Below are 17171 nucleotides of genomic sequence, written 5' to 3'. Positions count from 1 at the left end.
ATAACTTATTGCACTAACTTATTTGTTAGCAAAGACATTATTTACTATTTCAATGGCTTCTTTTTCAATTAATTCACGATGCTCAGGGCCACGGAAGCTTTCGCAGTAAATTTTATACGCTTCTTCTGTGCCTGAAGGACGAGCTGCAAACCAGCCATAATCCGTCATCACTTTTAAGCCACCAATAGACGCACCATTACCGGATGCATGTGTTAAGCGCGCAGTAATAGGATCACCCGCCAACGTACTTGCTGTTACCATTTCTGGCGATAAACGAGACAGTAGTGCTTTTTGTTCATGGGTGGCTGAGGCTTGAATGCGGTTATAACTTGGTGAGCCAAAACGCTGTGCGAGCTCGTTATAATGCTCTTGTGGATCTTTGCCTGTTACCGCTTTCATTTCTGCGGCTAACAAGCATAGAATAATACCGTCTTTATCCGTTGACCATGGTTTACCATTAAAGCGTAAGAAAGATGCACCCGCACTTTCTTCACCACCAAAGCCAAACTCACCACTAAATAAACCTTGAACAAACCATTTAAAACCTACAGGTACTTCAACTAGCTCACGGTCTAAGTCTGCCACAACACGGTCAATCATCGCACTTGAAACCAATGTTTTACCCACTTTCACCCCTTTAGCCCATTGTGGACGATGGCGGAAAAGGTAATTAATTGCAGCAGCTAAATAGTGGTTTGGATTCATTAAACCAGAAGGCGTTACAATACCATGGCGGTCATAATCTGGATCATTTGCAAAGGCTAAATCAAATTTATCACGTAGTTGCAATAAGCCTTCCATTGCCCATGGTGATGAGCAATCCATACGAATAACACCATCATGGTCAAGTGTCATAAAACGGAACGTCTGATCGACTTGATCGTTAACCAATTCAAGATCAAGACCGTAATACTCACCAATACGTTTCCAATACTCAATACCCGATCCACCTAGTGGATCAACGCCTAATTTTAAGCCTGCTTTTTTAATAGCTTCCATATCAACAACGTCACCTAACGCTTTGACATAAGGCATAATTAAATCTTGTGCTTCAATATAACCACTTGCTAATGCTTCGTCATAAGAAAGACGTTTAATACCCGCTAAGTTATTTTCAAGCAGCTCATTTGCACGTTTTTCAATAACAGAGGTTAAATCTGTATCGGCGGGCCCGCCATTGGATGGGTTATATTTAATACCGCCATCTTCGGGTGGGTTATGAGATGGTGTGATAACAATTCCGTCAGCGATGTCTTGATGTGCTTCGTTGTAAGTCAAAATAGAAAAAGAGACTGCCGGTGTGGGTGTATAGCCATTATTTTCTTGAATAATCACTTTAACTTTATTGGCGGCAAGCACTTCTAAAACAGAAATAAAGGCAGGCTCTGACAGTCCATGGGTATCTTTACCCACATAACATGGCCCTGTTACTCCATTTTTAGCACGTACTTCAGCAATAGCTTGTGCAATTGCCAAAATATGGGCTTCATTAAAGCTATGGCGATTTGCACTTCCGCGATGACCAGACGTACCAAACTTCACACGATGAGCATTATTGCTAGCTTGTGGTTTAAGTGAGTAATATTGCGACGTTAATTGTGCCACATTAATCAGATCACTTTGACGAGTATGCTGCCCTGCTCTTGGATGAATTGCCACAAATCTTCTCCTATTTAACATTACAAGCACGCTTTAAACAAAAGCCTTTGCAATGCATCAATTAACAATAGTGGTTAGATAGTTCCACACACCTTATCAATCTCATTAGCAGGAAATTGCATATCCTGCATGATGCTTTGTACCATCGTTCTTTTGCGCTCAGTATTTGAGTTAGTGATAACCCAAAATGGCGTGCCTGAAATATGGCGCGGTTTTGTATGACGTCCACTATCGAGTAATGTTTGTTCATCACCAGCAAAATAGATGCGTGTTCGTCCATGCACTGTTTCAGCAGATTGAGTAAAAGTAGCGCTATCTAGGCTATATAACGTAGAAAGGATCTGTAAAAAGCGATCAACTGATTTTGTTTTTTCTGCATAACTGTCAGATAACAGCAGTTCACGCATTTCACGGACCGGATTTTTTGCTGGTGTAATCGATTTAGGTTCAGCTTCCTGTTTAATAACAGGTGGTTGTACTGACTCAGTGACAATGACTGGCTGTACGGGCTGTTTGGCATCAAGCTTCAGTAGACGCCTTAAAATATCTGAAGCGCTTTCACCGATATGTCTAGTTTCGCTAGCAATATAGCGGTAAAGTTCGTCATCAATTTCTATCTTTTTCATTGCTACCCAGTACTATTTTCAAAAAAAAGTAATTAGGATTATAAGATATAATCTTTAAAAACAAAATAGGTAAAATTTCAATCACTTAAAGCGGATCTATTCGAGATCCTACCGTTTCAAAGGCTAAGCTTGGTATTTATCCTATTGTTTATCTCGGTATCATCTTCTATTCTTTGGACTTATTCGCACAAAGTCAGTTTTAAACACCGCCCTATCACACCACTCCAGCCATCAAATAATATAAAATTCTAAGTATTTATTTTTGAGCAATGTCAAGATTTCAACTTTTTAAATAAGTTTAGAATATACATCTAGATAACATCTATTATATAGTTTTTTATAAATTTCTCTTATCAATTATTTCTCTCCTGTATCACCCATTCATATTCTTGCGATAAGTTGGCTAAGTCCGTTTCACATGTCATCATAGAAAAAATCGCACTTATTTTGGTCACTGATATGAAACTCAATACAGTATTAAATTATCAACTGCATACACCTGAAACCCCACCTACATCCAATTTACCTATCGTCTTAATTCATGGCCTTTTTGGTGATCTCAACAATTTAGGTGTCTTAGGTCGCGCCCTTCGCCATGATAATTTGGTGATACAAATTGATGTGCGCAATCATGGTCATTCTCCCCACAGTGAAAGTATGAACTATCAAGATATGGCACAAGATGTACTCACATTGCTTGATAGCTTAAATATCCCAAAAGCGATTATTATCGGGCACTCCATGGGCGGAAAAATTGCGATGGCAATGACAGCCTTGGCGTCTGACCGCATTGCTCGGATTGTGGTCATTGATATGTCGCCCGTTGCTTACAATGTTCGTCGCCATGATAAAATTTTTGCTGCATTAGAAGCTGTCACTGACGCTCAAGTCACTCGTCGTCAAGATGCGGTAGAAATTATGCATCCTTTTATTCAAGAAGAGGGTGTTATCCCATTTTTACTTAAGTCATTTAAGAATGGTAAATGGTTATTTAATTTGCCCGCAATAAAAAAGGCCTATTCAGAGATTATTAGTTGGCAAGACGTTCCCGCTTGGCATCATCCAGTGTTATTTATTCGTGGTGGTTTATCACCATACATTTTAGATGAATATCGTGAAGATATTGCGCGTCAATTTCCACTTGCTACGGCCTTTGTTGTTGCGAACACAGGACATTGGGTACATTCAGAAAAACCAGACTCCGTTATTAAGGCTATTCGCCGCTTTTTAGCCAGAGCTTAATTGTCTAAAATCGTATTATTAATAAAATATCCATTGAGTAGAATGTCTAATTATTAGACTTAATAGTGCTATCTATTGATAAAAAGACGAAATCACAATAGGTTAAACTCAGGAAGCAGTGGCGAGACATCACTATGTGGGGTATTATTGGGCGTTTCACAATTAAGTCATTGGTATACGCCCTTTCACAGCAAAATTTATGGCAAAAGAACAAACTGATCGCACCACGCTGGATTTGTTCGCAGATGAACGCAGACCTGGGCGACCTAAAACAAACCCGCTTTCTCGGGATGAACAACTTAGAATTAATAAACGCAACCAATTAAGGCGTGACAGAGTTAATGGCTTACGTCGAGTTGAGTTAAAACTAAATGAAGATGCTGTGGATGCGCTTAATGAGTTAGCAACGGCACGAAATGTTAGTCGTAGCGAACTTATTGAAGAAATATTACTAGAGCAATTGGCACAAAATCATGCCTTAAAAATGCATCAAAATGAGAATAGCTAGCAGGTAAACCACACAAATTCGACAGAATTGCCCTGCTATTTTCGTCAGAATACATTTTTAGTTTTCGATGATGAAAACACAATGCTTATCTTTCACTAGTAATTGTTCAAACACAGACAAATAGACTCTAAATATTTCGAGGTGCAGCTAGGCGACAAGTGAATGAGTCACTAAAAGTATATAAAAGTATGCAACTAGTGCAAATAAACGCAGTCAATAACGCTACAACTTAAAATATGGCGAACATAGAATAAAAGAGGTTATCTCACTTTATGGCAATCATAGGTATATTCTTCGGCAGTGATACCGGCAACACTGAAAATATTGCCAAAATGCTTCAAGAAAGACTGGGCGCGGATAATGCCGAAGTTCACGATATCGCAAAATCCAGCCAAGAAGATATTGAAGCGTTCGATATTCTGTTACTCGGTATTCCTACTTGGTATTACGGTGAAGCACAGTGCGATTGGGATGACTTTTTCCCAACATTAGAAGATATTGATTTTAATGGTAAGCTTGTTGCGCTGTTCGGCTGTGGCGACCAAGAAGACTATGCAGAATATTTTTGTGATGCAATGGGAACAATCCGCGATATTATCGAACCTCGTGGTGCTGTCATTGTGGGTCACTGGCCAACTGAAGGTTATCATTTTGAAGCCTCTAAAGGGCTTGCAGATGATAATCACTTTATCGGTCTTGCGATTGATGAAGATCGCCAACCAGAATTAACCGAAGAGCGTGTTGACGCTTGGGTTGCTCAAATCAAAGAAGAAATGAGCTTAGACGAAATTCTGGGATAAAATAAATACTCAATATTGAGAATGATAATTATTCAATGGTGTGCTAAGATAGTGTGATAGGTAGGGGTGTTTATTTTTAAATATCATGCCTATAATCAATAAGGTTATTTATTCACCCGAGTGTTAATGAATAAACCCTATTTGTGAGCACAGAAATTAAATTCACCATTAGCAACAGGATTAAATCCGCATGACCGACAATAATAAAGCGTTAAAAAATGCTGGGTTAAAAGTTACACTTCCTCGCTTAAAGATCTTGGAAGTGCTCCAGGATCCTGAGTGCCATCATGTCAGTGCTGAAGATCTCTATAAAAAACTCATCGATATCGGTGAAGAGATTGGTCTGGCAACCGTGTATCGCGTCTTAAACCAATTTGACGATGCTGGTATTGTTACCCGACATAATTTCGAAGGTGGTAAATCAGTATTTGAATTAACTCAACAACAACATCATGATCATTTAATCTGTCTTGATTGTGGTAAAGTTATCGAGTTTACAGACGATGCGATTGAAGTACGCCAAAGAAACATCGCTGAACGTCATGGTATCAAACTTTCCAATCATAGCCTTTATTTATATGGCCACTGCGCTGAAGGCAATTGTAAAGAAGATAGCCACGCACATGATGAGAAATAATTCATTCTGGATAATCTCTCAGTAAAAAAAAGGAACTGTGAACAGTTCCTTTTTTATTGCCTAAAATCTGAGGGTAAATAGCTTTACTTAGCCACACTGATACTGTGTTTAATATGTTTTAAATGCACCACAATGGTAAATGTCACAATGACCAATAATGACCAAGAACCCCACTTACCTGCATGTACGGCAGACCACGCACCAATTTGGTTAGGATATTGCCAAACACCAAAAAATGTCCCGAAATTTTCAGCCAACCAAATAAAGAAACCAATCAGAACAAAAGCAAGTAATAGTGGCATTTTCCGTTCTTTATCATAAGGCGTAAAGTACACCACACTACGAGCATAAAGGCCTAAAATAAATGCCGTTAAATACCAGCGATAATCACCAATAAAATGATGAGAAAAGAAATTAATATAAATTGCGAGCGCAACTAAAGTTGCCATCCAATAAGGTGGGTAATGCTCAATTCGTACTTTTAAAAAGCGCCATGCTTGAATTAAATAACTTCCCACAGCAGAATACATAAACCCTGTAAATAAAGGCACTTCCCACAACTTTGTGTAAGCAAAATCTGGGTATTTCCACGAGCCAATCGCAGCCGATGTTTTAAATAACTCCATCACAAAACCCACGATATGAAAAAAACAGATCGCTTTTAATTCATCCCATGTTTCAAGTTTTCCCCAAACCATCCACAATTGGAAAATAATCGCGAGAATAAGTAAAACATCATAACGGGGTATACCGAATACCCCTTTACTTGGTGTTGCAAATAAAATAAAAAAGAAAAAGCCTGCAAATAAGCAAGATCGAGCCTCTTTTACACCGAAAAAAAGAAACTCCACAATAAATCTTTTTATACCTTTAAAAGGCCTCAATGGCGGTTCTAATAAAAAATCATCCAATCGCTTTAACATGCTTCTTCCTGAAAACTCACATTATTGAATAGCATTAAATGCAAAATAATAAATGGGGAGAGATAAAATGAATGGGAAGAAATTTGCCATAGAATGAAATAACGCACAAGGATGAAAAGGACGAAAAAGAAAGAGAGGAATGAAAAATAAAGGTATTTACCCCCCACTACGATACCCACTCTGACTGCCTTTTAGGGTAAATACCTTACGCAAATTCTGCGAAATAACTGAAGCACAAGAGATAAACATAACCCACTCACATTTATCTCAGACGACATGACATGACGACTTTACTGCATGATTTTTTACTTCATTACGTTTTACTGCATACAACTCTTTTACTTCTACGGTGTTACAACTTATTTACTGCAGAGGACAACTTCACTTTATTAACAAGACTTATTTTTATTTATCGTAACCGTATTTCGCTTTTTATTTTTATGGAGGATAAAGTGTGATTAATACACTTTATCCTCACGCAGATATTAGAAAATAGTAAATGGCATAATTACATTAAATTTAACGTCTTTTTCATCTTGGAAGATATTTCCAAAACCACCTTCATAACTTGGAATATCAGAATGGTTATCATAACGGGTATAGTGAAGCTTAAAGAGTGTTCCTTTAGCGCGACCCTCTTGAACCGTATACATAATATCCGCATTCCATGCACTTTCTCTGATACGCTGACCTTGGTCATAAATGGCTTTACCACTAGGCTTAGCATCCCACGCATAAACATAAGAAGTCCCTACCGCCCAGCCAGAGAGATCCCAATTTTTCAGATCATACATCACACCTGCATAAAGTGCTTTTTCACCATTGGCGTTAAAGTCAGAACGACCATCCCACCAAACATCAAGACGACCATTTGATGTTGCCCAACCCGGTGTCATACGCTGCAAGAAATAGCCTTGATTACCTTCCGCTTTAACCCACGTTCCTTCAACTTTGAAATCAAATACATTGTAGGTATAACCGAAAGTAAGCGCTTGTAGCCATGCCAGCCCATCATAAACATCATTAACGCCACCACCAGTAACTTTATCTTTCGCACCATAGAATTGGTAAGACGTTCTTAATGCATTATTGGCAATAGGGAAATCGTAAGAAACTTTACCAAAATACTGGTCGATATAGCCATCAGCCTGACCAAATGCACCTTCTAGCACTAAGCTATTTTTAAAATCATATTTAGCGCCAAATGAATGAAGATAACTGATGTTTGTTTCTAGATCAGCTTTACGGAAGTTATACATATTCCGATACCACGGTGCTTTATATTCATCAGTCCACATATAGGAGAAAGATAATTCACCGCTTTTATCGAAATCAAAAACGGCACCGGCTTCTGCACCACGGTAAGTTCCCGGTAAGAAGCTCCAGTGTGGACGCAATAAGCTTTGACCCTTAGGTTGAATATATCCACCTTGAGCCCAGAAGTTACCTAATTTGAATTTCGCAGCCGCTTTATACACACTCATGCCACTGCGATCGCCAGTCCAATTTTCATCCCAACGGCTTTTAGCATCACTAAAACCAATTTCATTGGGAGCAGCAGGACCACTATTATTGAGTTCAGCAGCACCAAAAGCGGCTAAATCAATACCGATAAAATCACCAAGATAACCTGATGAGAAATCTAAATTAGCGTTGAATGTAGAATGGTGTAAGTTAGCTTTGTATTTGCCGTAATCAGGGCTATTTGGTGTTAACTCTTTTCTGTCACGATCACGTTGCCAATAAAAAAGGCCACCCGTTAAGGTTGAGTCATCAATAAACCCTTCAGCATGAGACATTTTTGCAGGTAGTGCAGTTATAAGCAATGCGCCCATAACGGCAAGTGCCACCCTGCCTGGTTTAGCATGTTGCATAACCATAGCATTGTTTCCTCTTCGACTTTGACTAAAAAAGAAATAAGCACAATGCCTATTTCCAAATATAAAACCCCAAGTGGGGAAAAAACCTAAATTAGGTTAGGAACAGCATATTTTTCGCGACGCGAATTATCAACCAAAAAAAAAGAATTTTTATCAAAATATGACCAAGGGCACATAACTAAATGATCGTTTCATTTTTTTACTTTTATAAGCGCTCATGAAAAACAAATATAATTAATTGATTATATTATATTTTATGAGTCAATCTTAAAACGATATTCAATTTCGTTTCTATAGAAAGGAATAATAAGTAGTACTTATAAATAATCTTTTTTAACGATGTAAAATATGTGGCGTAAATCACACTTTTCTTACTACAGTTTTATTTAGTGTGATGGCATGAAAAAATGGAAGAATAAAGTGATAACAAGTTGATTATTTCAAATGAAATAAATAAAAATTTATCGTTTAAAATAAAAAAATCGAGCTTAATCTAACTGAAAACAATAAATATTGAAGATGAAGTGATTAAAAAGAATACAACATTAAAAATAAAATAGAAAAAAAATGCTCGATAAATAATTACCGAGCATTTTTTCATTAAGTGACTAAAGTGACTTAAAGTACGTCAGATTAACCTTGTTGAGAAATCTTTGCCCAAGTGTCACGTAAGCCCACGGTACGATTAAAGACTAACTTATCCGTTGTTGAAAGTTTATCAGCGCAGAAGTAGCCTTCACGCTCAAATTGATACGCTTTTTCGATAGCCGCATCTTTTAAGCTACGCTCAACAAAACCTTCACGAATAACTAATGATTCTGGGTTAATTGTTGATAAGAAATCATCTTCAGCCGCAGGGTTTGGCACGCTAAATAAACGGTCATAAAGACGAATTTCAGCAGGGATAGCATGTGAAATGCTTACCCAGTGGATAACACCTTTTACTTTACGTCCATCAGCAGGATCTTTATTTAGCGTCTCTGCGTCATAAGTACAGTAAATAGTTGTTATTTCACCTTGCTCATCTTTTTCAACACGCTCAGCTTTAATAACATAAGCATTACGCAAGCGAACTTCTTTACCCAATACCAGTCGTTTATATTGACGATTAGCTTCTTCTTTAAAGTCAGCGCGATCAATATAAATTTCACGGCTAAATGGCACTTCACGCGTACCCATTTCTGGTTTATTCGGGTGATTTGGTGCCGTTAAAATTTCTTCGCCTTCTGGCATATTTTCAATCACTAAACGAACCGGATCAATCACCGCCATTGCACGTGGTGCATTTTCGTTTAAATCATCACGAATACACGATTCCAGTGCTGCCATTTCAACATTGTTTTCTTGTTTGGTTACGCCAATACGTAAACAGAACTCACGGATAGAACCTGCGGTATAACCACGGCGACGTAAGCCAGAAATCGTTGGCATACGTGGATCATCCCAACCATTAACAATATTTTCTGTCACAAGTTGGTTCAACTTGCGCTTAGACATAATCGTGTATTCAAGATTAAGGCGCGAAAACTCATATTGACGAGGATGACAAGGGATAGTGATATTATCCAGCACCCAATCATATAAACGGCGGTTATCTTGGAATTCTAATGTGCATAAAGAATGCGTGATATTTTCCAGTGCATCAGAAATACAATGGGTAAAGTCATACATTGGGTAAATGCACCACTTATTCCCTGTTTGGTGATGTTCTGCAAATTTAATACGATAAAGAACAGGATCACGCATCACGATAAAAGGTGATGCCATATCGATTTTCGCACGTAAACACGCTTTACCTTCTTCAAAACCGCCCGCACGCATTTTTTCAAATAGTGCTAAGTTCTCTTCTATGCTACGTGAGCGATAAGGGCTGTTTTTACCTGGCTCTTTTAATGTACCACGGTATTCACGAATTTCTTCCGCACTCAGCTCGTCAACATAAGCTAAGCCTTTATTAATCAGCTCAATAGCATATTGATAAAGCTGGTCAAAATAGTCAGAGGAGTAATGAACGCTACCTTCCCACTGGAAACCTAACCACTGAACATCTTTTTGAATTGAATTGATATACTCCATATCCTCTTTTACAGGATTGGTATCATCAAAACGTAAATTACATTTACCCTGATAATCTTTAGCAATACCAAAATTCAGACAAATTGATTTCGCATGGCCGATATGGAGATAGCCATTAGGTTCAGGTGGGAAACGCGTTTGGACGCTATCATGTTTCCCTGTAGCCAGATCTTCGTCAATAATTTGACGAATAAAGTTCGTTGGGCGGGCATCTGCCTCATTCATGGTCATTTTTTCCTCAAAGCAAAACGCATAATTAACCCACTATAATCCAATAAGCAGGTTTCATAAATACCTTAGCTAAATACACCCCTGAGATATTTATCAAAATAGAGATAAAAAAACGGGAAGTTTGAAAGACTCCCCGTTTTATCGTCTTATTTAACCATCTCTTTATAGAGGATTAAATATCTGCATAGAATTTATTTTAATACTTTGTAGATAACGGTTTTATTTCCAACCACCTCGCCAGTGATTTGTTCAGCAATTTTATCAAAATCATCAATATTGCTGACAATTACAGGGCTTATCATCGATTTAGCATTAGCATTCAGATAATCAAGATCCATTTCTAAAATAGGCTGACCGAGTTTAACGTCTGCACCTTCTTCAACTAAACGCTTAAAGCCTTTGCCCCCTAATGCAACGGTATCAATCCCCATATGCACGATGATTTCAACACCATTATCGGTTTCGATACAAAAAGCATGGTTAGTATCAAAAATCTTAACAACCGTACCGGTTGCAGGTGCCATCACAATATTAGAGGTTGGTTTAATTGCAAGACCATCGCCTACAACACCACTGGAAAACGCTTCATCAGGTACATCTTTCAATGCCACGACTTCACCATCAAAAGGCGCCATCATCTCAAGTAATACTTTTGCATTTGTATTAGCTTGTTTTACTGGTGTTTTTTCAGTAGATACTGTTGTGGCAGAAGCCCCTTCATAAGCAGCAACAGGGCCTTGCGTTAATACATCACGCATTGCATTAGCCACTAATTCAGCGCGCGTACCCACAATAACCTGAACACTTTGTTTGTTTAAGCGAATAACACCTGATGCCCCTAAGCGTTTAGCGTAAGCATCATTAACCACAGAAGAATCTTTCACATTAAGGCGTAAACGAGTAATACACGCATCGATACCCGTTAAGTTATCAGAACCACCGATAGCCGCGATGTATTGACGTGCTTCTTGTTGAATACCTTCTTTGCTATTGGTAGGTGCTGTTTTTATATCTTCATCATAACCATCTGCGGTTTCATCACCGGTCACTTCATCTTCACGGCCTGGTGTTTTCAGGTTGAATTTAGTGATAGTGAAACGGAAAATACCGTAGTAAATAAAGAAGAAAACAATACCTTGAACAATCAGCATGTACCAATGCACAGCCAGCGGGTTACGTGATGATAAGAACATATCCACCAAGCCCGCACTAAAGCCAAACCCTGAAATCCACTCCATACTTGCGGCGATATACACCGAAATCGCCATTAAGAAGGCATGAATAACATAAAGTACAGGGGCAACGAACATAAAGGAGAATTCAAGCGGTTCAGTGATACCAGTGAAAAATGCAGCAAACGCACCCGCCATCATGATACCAGCAACTTTGGCTTTATGCTCTTTGCGCGCACAGTGGTAAATTGCAAGGGCTGCACCCGGTAAACCAAACATCATAACGGGGAAGAAACCCGCTTGGTAACGACCCGTTACTCCTACTGTAGCTAAACCAGAATCGATAGCTTGCTGACCCGCAAGGAAGTTAGGAATGTCGTTAATACCTGCAACGTCAAACCAGAATACAGAGTTTAATGCGTGGTGTAGACCAACAGGAATTAATAGACGGTTAAAGAATGCATAAATACCCGCACCTAATGCCCCCATATCTTTAATGCTTTCACCAAAACTGACTAATCCGCCATAAATCACTGGCCAGATATACATCAAAATAAAGGCGACGATGATCATGAGGAATGACGCTAAAATAGGGACTAAACGTCGGCCACTAAAGAAAGAGAGAGCGAGAGGTAATTCTACTTGGCTAAAGCGGTTGTAAAGTTCAGCGGAAAGTACCCCCACTAAAATCCCCACAAATTGGTTTTCTATTTTACCAAATGCGGCAGGTACTTGTTCTAATGGGATACCTTTGATCATGGAAACTGCCGCAGGTGAACAAAGTGTTGTGACAACCAAGAAACTCACAAAACCCGTTAATGCGGCAGCACCGTCTTTATCTCTTGACATACCATAGGCAACACCGATGGCAAACAAGACTGACATGTTTTCGATGATAGCAGCACCAGATTTGATAAGTAAGGCAGCAAGCGCGTTATCGCTACCCCAGCCTACTGGGTCAATCCAGTAGCCAATCCCCATCAGAATTGCTGCTGCAGGTAATGTAGCAACAGGCACCATCAGCGCCCGCCCTATCTTCTGCAGATAACTTAAAATATTCACAAACTCCCCCTTGGATAGTCCCTATTCGGGATCTTATTCATACTCATTCATATTTTATAATAAAATTGATGAGCTAATTATTTAATTCCATTTTCAGTCTAAAAAAATTATTTCGTATCGCAAATTAATTAGTCATAATTTGTGACTGAGGTCACCAATATAGTATATTTTTTAGCTGAAATGCTGGCTAAGTCCGAAAGCTTATTTTATGATTAAAAATATCTTTTGGCGGGACATTTGGGTCATCGACTAAAAATGAAAAGAAATTCGTGTTATAGATGAGCCACTGATAATCACACATTGAAATAACACGTTCTTGAATTATCAGATTTGTCTTTTTTCTATGAGGTTACTATGAGGTTAATCCCCCTATCCACGGCAAAACAAGTTGGTAAATGGTCTGCAAATTATATCGTTGAAAAAATCAACGCATTTAATCCAACATCAGATCGTCCTTTCGTACTTGGTTTACCGACTGGTGGCACGCCATTGGCGACATATAAAGAATTAATTGAATTACATCGTGCAGGAAAAGTTAGCTTTCAACATGTTGTTACGTTCAATATGGATGAATATGTTGGTATTCCATCAGATCATTCACAAAGTTATCGTACTTTTATGTATGAAAACTTCTTTAGCCATATTGATATTAAAGATGAAAATATCAATTTATTAAACGGTAATGCAGAAGATCCTGATACAGAATGTGCACGTTATGAGGCTAAAATAAAGTCTTATGGCAAAATCAATCTGTTTATGGGTGGTGTCGGTAATGATGGTCACATTGCATTTAATGAGCCAGCATCATCGCTTTCTTCACGTACTCGTATGAAAACACTGACTGAAGACACTCGCTTAGCCAACTCACGTTTCTTCGACAATAATGTTAATCATGTTCCTAAATACGCACTGACTGTTGGTGTTGGCACATTATTGGATGCTGAAGAATTAATGATTTTGGCAACAGGTGTTAATAAAGCGCAAGCAGTACATGCAGCCACAGAAGGCGCTGTTAACCATTTATGGACGATTTCCTGTGTTCAGCTTCACCCTAAAGCGATTTTAGTGTGTGATGATCCTGCCACAATGGAATTACGCGTAAAAACATTGCGTTATTTCCAACAGATCGAAGCGCAAGAGTGTCAGAAATACCAAGACTAAGTTTAGTAAAATAAGTACCTACTGATTAAGTAGTGGAAAAGGCTAAGCTCTCTTACTTATCAGCCAGAATTTACTGGCTGATATCGGCTTTTTAGATTGACTTCCCTTATCAGGAGACAAAGGTATGTTTGCCTTAACAAATGCTGTTATTTATACAGGTTACGACCGTTTAGAAAATCACGCCATTATTATTAACGGCTCCCGTATTGAGCAGGTTTGCCCACAGGATCAACTGCCAAAAGAGATTACAGTTCGTGATATGAAAGGGGCAATTATTTCTCCTGGTTTTATCGATTTGCAAGTGAATGGCTGTGGTGGCGTACAATTTAATGATACACCTGAAAATGTTACCGTTGAAACGCTAGAAATTATGCAAAAAGCCAATGAGCATTTAGGCTGTACCAGCTATTTACCTACGTTAATTACCTGTTCTGATGAATTGATGAAAACAGGCATTGAAGCAACACGTGCCTATATGAAAAAACATAAAAATAAAGTGCTGGGATTACATTTAGAAGGCCCTTATATCAATGTGATTAAAAAAGGGACTCATGATCCGCAATTTATTCGTCAGCCAAGTGCTCAGATGATTAGCTATTTGTGCGATAACGCCGATGTCATCGCAAAAATCACCCTTGCACCAGAAATGGTTGATGAAAAGTATGTTCGTCAATTAATCAAAGCAGGTATCATTGTTTCAGCGGGTCATTCCAACTCAACGTATGAAGAAGCGCGTAAAGGTTTCCGTAATGGTATTTCATTATCAACGCACCTTTATAACGCGATGCCTTATATTACAGGAAGAGGTCCAGGGTTAGTGGGAGCTATTTATGATACACCTGAGGTTTATGCAGGTATCATTGCCGACGGCATGCATGTTTCATGGGCAAATATTCGTAATAGTAAGCGTTTGAAAGGTGAAAAATTACTGTTAGTCACAGACGCAACCGCCCCTGCAGGGCTTGATCCTAATAAAAATGAGATGGATAGCTTCGTTTTTGCAGGAAAAACCATATATTATCGTAATGGATTATGTGTTGATGCTGATGGCACATTAAGTGGATCATCACTCACCATGATTGGCGCAATTAAAAATAGCGTGATTCATGTCGGTATTCCATTAGATGAAACATTACGAATGGCAACGCTGTATCCAGCTCGTGCCATTGGCGTAGAAAAAGAACTCGGGACAATTGAAGTAGGAAAAATCGCTAATCTCGCTTCCTTTGACAAGGACTTCAACCTTTGCACAACGTTTGTCAATGGTATTGAAATAACTGATAACTAATGGGTGTATATGCTGATGAGTCATAACAACACTGAAACGCAAATTGGCAATATCGATCTTGTTAAACAACTTAACAGTGCGATTGTGTATCGACTGATTGATCAACACGGGCCAATTTCCCGTATCCAAATAGCCGAACAAAGCCAACTAGCGCCAGCCAGTGTGACTAAAATTACTCGCCAGCTACTTGAACGCGGCTTAATTAAAGAGGTCGATCAACAAGCCTCAACCGGTGGACGCCGTGCTATTTCTATTATTGTTGAACACCGCCATTTTAATACGGTCAGTGTGCGACTGGGGCGTAACGATGCCACAGTTGCCCTTTACGATCTGAGTGGTAAAGCAATTATTGAGCAGCACTACCCTATTGAGCAAAGCACACAACATGAAGTTGAAGCCCTACTGATCAATGCTATTGATGATTTTATTAAGCAAAATCAACGTCGTATTCGTGAACTTATTTCAATTTCCGTGATCTTACCCGGTCTTGTTGATCCCAATAAAGGCATTGTGCGCTATATGCCTCATATGAATGTGGATAACTGGGCTTTAGTGAGTAGCTTAGAAAAACGTTTTAGTCTGCCTTGCTATGCGGGTCATGATATTCGAAGCTTGGCATTAGCTGAGAACTACTTTGGCGCCACAAGAGATTGTGAAGATTCACTGTTAGTCCGAATTCACCGTGGTGCTGGTGCTGGTGTTATTATTAATAATAAAATACTTCTCAATCAACGCGGTAACTTAGGCGAAATTGGTCACATTCAGATAGACCCTCTTGGTGAACGCTGCCACTGTGGTAATTTTGGTTGCTTAGAAACGATTGCATCAAACACCGCGATTGAAGCTAAAGTGCGCTATCAATTAGAGCAAGGCTATCCAAGTCAGCATTTATCACTGACACAATGTCAAATTCAAGATATTTGTCGTGCTGCTGTAAAAAATGATCCCCTAGCGGTCGAAACGATCAAACAAGTGGGTTTACATTTAGGTAAAGCTATTGCGATTGCAATTAACCTTTTTAACCCACAAAAAGTCGTCCTAGCTGGTGAATTAACTGAAGCTGCTGAAATCCTATTTCCATCTATCCAAAGTTGTATTAATACACAAGTATTGAAAGAATTTAGAGAAGAGCTTCCTGTTGTTACCTCAGAGCTTGATCACCGTTCTGCTATCGGAGCCTTTGCTCTGACTAAACGTGCAATGCTTAATGGAGAACTGCTTCAGCAGCTATTAGAAAAGTAGTTTTTTGCTGATAAATTATACTTATTCAATTGAATAGAGAGTTTTAGGCTTTTTAGCGCTAAATAATCCTAAAATTCAATCAGTAAGTTCTTATAAAAGAGAAATGTTGTGTGACTTTATCACTTCATTTCTTTTTTTATACCTTTTTTACCCCACATCTTGACTTCATTACCCCCCAAGACTTTCTTCTTATTGCTTTGTTTTTTCTTTTTATTCACTCTTTGTGCTCCCTTATTTTTAGGGATATTTTTTATCAATAAGGTTGTTTTTTGGATCTTTTTTCGACAAAATGATTAACCATCGAGCAAACGGACACGTTTCTCGAAAATTAATGCAAAAAGCAGTTGACGGATTTGTCTGTAATACGCATAATGCGCCCCGCAACGCCGACGAAGGTTATGCAAAAAAAGATGGCTATGTAGCTCAGCTGGTTAGAGCACAACACTCATAATGTTGGGGTCACAGGTTCGAATCCCGTCATAGCCACCATCTTTTTTGCGGGAGTGGCGAAATTGGTAGACGCACCAGATTTAGGTTCTGGCGCCGCAAGGTGTGCGAGTTCAAGTCTCGCCTCCCGCACCATTTTAACCTCGTCAAGTATTTATCAGTTGGGATATCGCCAAGCGGTAAGGCACCAGGTTTTGATCCTGGCATTCCCAGGTTC

The 17171-nt window shown here is 38.9% G+C and carries 13 protein-coding genes and 2 tRNA genes; 9 read left to right on the top strand and 6 right to left on the bottom strand.

The features are described from left to right. Positions 1-18 precede the first annotated feature (18 nt). Together pgm and seqA are read right to left on the bottom strand one after the other, a co-directional pair. On the bottom strand, positions 19-1659 hold the full coding sequence (pgm, locus tag INT04_RS16045) for a phosphoglucomutase (alpha-D-glucose-1,6-bisphosphate-dependent) (protein ID WP_193017118.1): 1641 nt from the start codon (positions 1657-1659) through the stop codon (positions 19-21). A gap of 74 nt (positions 1660-1733) precedes the next feature. Next, a complete protein-coding gene (gene seqA / locus INT04_RS16040) occupies positions 1734-2285 on the bottom strand; it encodes a replication initiation negative regulator SeqA (protein ID WP_193017117.1) in 552 nt (183 codons plus the stop codon). 459 nt (positions 2286-2744) lie between these two features. Here seqA and ybfF point away from each other — a divergent pair, with 459 nt between their 5' ends. From ybfF to fur, 4 genes are all read left to right on the top strand, one after another. After that, the gene (ybfF, locus tag INT04_RS16035; protein ID WP_193017116.1) at positions 2745-3527 is read left to right on the top strand and encodes an esterase; all 783 of its coding nucleotides are present in this window, start codon (positions 2745-2747) and stop codon (positions 3525-3527) included. Between the two features lie 199 nt (positions 3528-3726). Next, a complete protein-coding gene (ybfE, locus tag INT04_RS16030; RefSeq protein ID WP_193017115.1) occupies positions 3727-4035 on the top strand; it encodes a LexA regulated protein in 309 nt (102 codons plus the stop codon). Positions 4036-4307: 272 nt separating this feature from the next. After that, positions 4308-4835: a flavodoxin FldA gene (gene fldA, locus INT04_RS16025; RefSeq protein WP_004244384.1), complete on the top strand. Its 528-nt coding sequence runs from the start codon at positions 4308-4310 to the stop codon at positions 4833-4835. A gap of 190 nt (positions 4836-5025) precedes the next feature. Continuing rightward, entirely contained in the window at positions 5026-5472 is a 447-nt protein-coding gene (fur, locus tag INT04_RS16020; RefSeq protein ID WP_193017114.1) for a ferric iron uptake transcriptional regulator, read from the top strand. Positions 5473-5555: 83 nt separating this feature from the next. Here the strand turns inward: fur and INT04_RS16015 are convergent, their stop codons facing one another. The 4 genes from INT04_RS16015 to nagE form a co-directional block, all read right to left on the bottom strand. Next, the gene (locus tag INT04_RS16015) at positions 5556-6395 is read right to left on the bottom strand and encodes a DUF817 domain-containing protein (protein ID WP_193017113.1); all 840 of its coding nucleotides are present in this window, start codon (positions 6393-6395) and stop codon (positions 5556-5558) included. Between the two features lie 485 nt (positions 6396-6880). Next, positions 6881-8275 (bottom strand): chitoporin ChiP, encoded by a 1395-nt coding sequence (gene chiP / locus INT04_RS16010; protein ID WP_193017112.1) that lies wholly within the window; start codon positions 8273-8275, stop codon positions 6881-6883. A 633-nt stretch (positions 8276-8908) separates the two neighbouring features. After that, the gene (gene glnS / locus INT04_RS16005; protein ID WP_193017111.1) at positions 8909-10576 is read right to left on the bottom strand and encodes a glutamine--tRNA ligase; all 1668 of its coding nucleotides are present in this window, start codon (positions 10574-10576) and stop codon (positions 8909-8911) included. Between the two features lie 197 nt (positions 10577-10773). Next, entirely contained in the window at positions 10774-12816 is a 2043-nt protein-coding gene (gene nagE / locus INT04_RS16000; protein WP_193017110.1) for an N-acetylglucosamine-specific PTS transporter subunit IIBC, read from the bottom strand. A gap of 354 nt (positions 12817-13170) precedes the next feature. Here nagE and nagB point away from each other — a divergent pair, with 354 nt between their 5' ends. The 5 genes from nagB (at position 13171) to INT04_RS15975 (ending at position 17089) form a co-directional block, all read left to right on the top strand. Next, positions 13171-13977, top strand: a complete 807-nt coding sequence (gene nagB / locus INT04_RS15995) for a glucosamine-6-phosphate deaminase (protein WP_193017109.1) — start codon at positions 13171-13173, stop codon at positions 13975-13977. A gap of 124 nt (positions 13978-14101) precedes the next feature. Further along, positions 14102-15265, top strand: coding sequence for an N-acetylglucosamine-6-phosphate deacetylase (gene nagA, locus INT04_RS15990; protein WP_193017108.1), 1164 nt, complete (start codon positions 14102-14104; stop codon positions 15263-15265). Between the two features lie 9 nt (positions 15266-15274). After that, the gene (gene nagC / locus INT04_RS15985) at positions 15275-16507 is read left to right on the top strand and encodes a DNA-binding transcriptional regulator NagC (protein WP_193017107.1); all 1233 of its coding nucleotides are present in this window, start codon (positions 15275-15277) and stop codon (positions 16505-16507) included. Between the two features lie 412 nt (positions 16508-16919). After that, a tRNA-Met gene (locus INT04_RS15980) sits at positions 16920-16996 on the top strand. Positions 16997-17004: 8 nt separating this feature from the next. Continuing rightward, positions 17005-17089: transfer RNA gene (locus INT04_RS15975), tRNA-Leu, on the top strand. Positions 17090-17171: the final 82 nt, after the last annotated feature.

The sequence above is a fragment of the Proteus sp. FME41 genome (assembly GCF_014897315.1).
GTDB lineage: Bacteria > Pseudomonadota > Gammaproteobacteria > Enterobacterales > Enterobacteriaceae > Proteus.
Note: the sequence above shows the minus strand (reverse complement) of the source record. Positions and strands in the feature narration are given on the sequence as shown.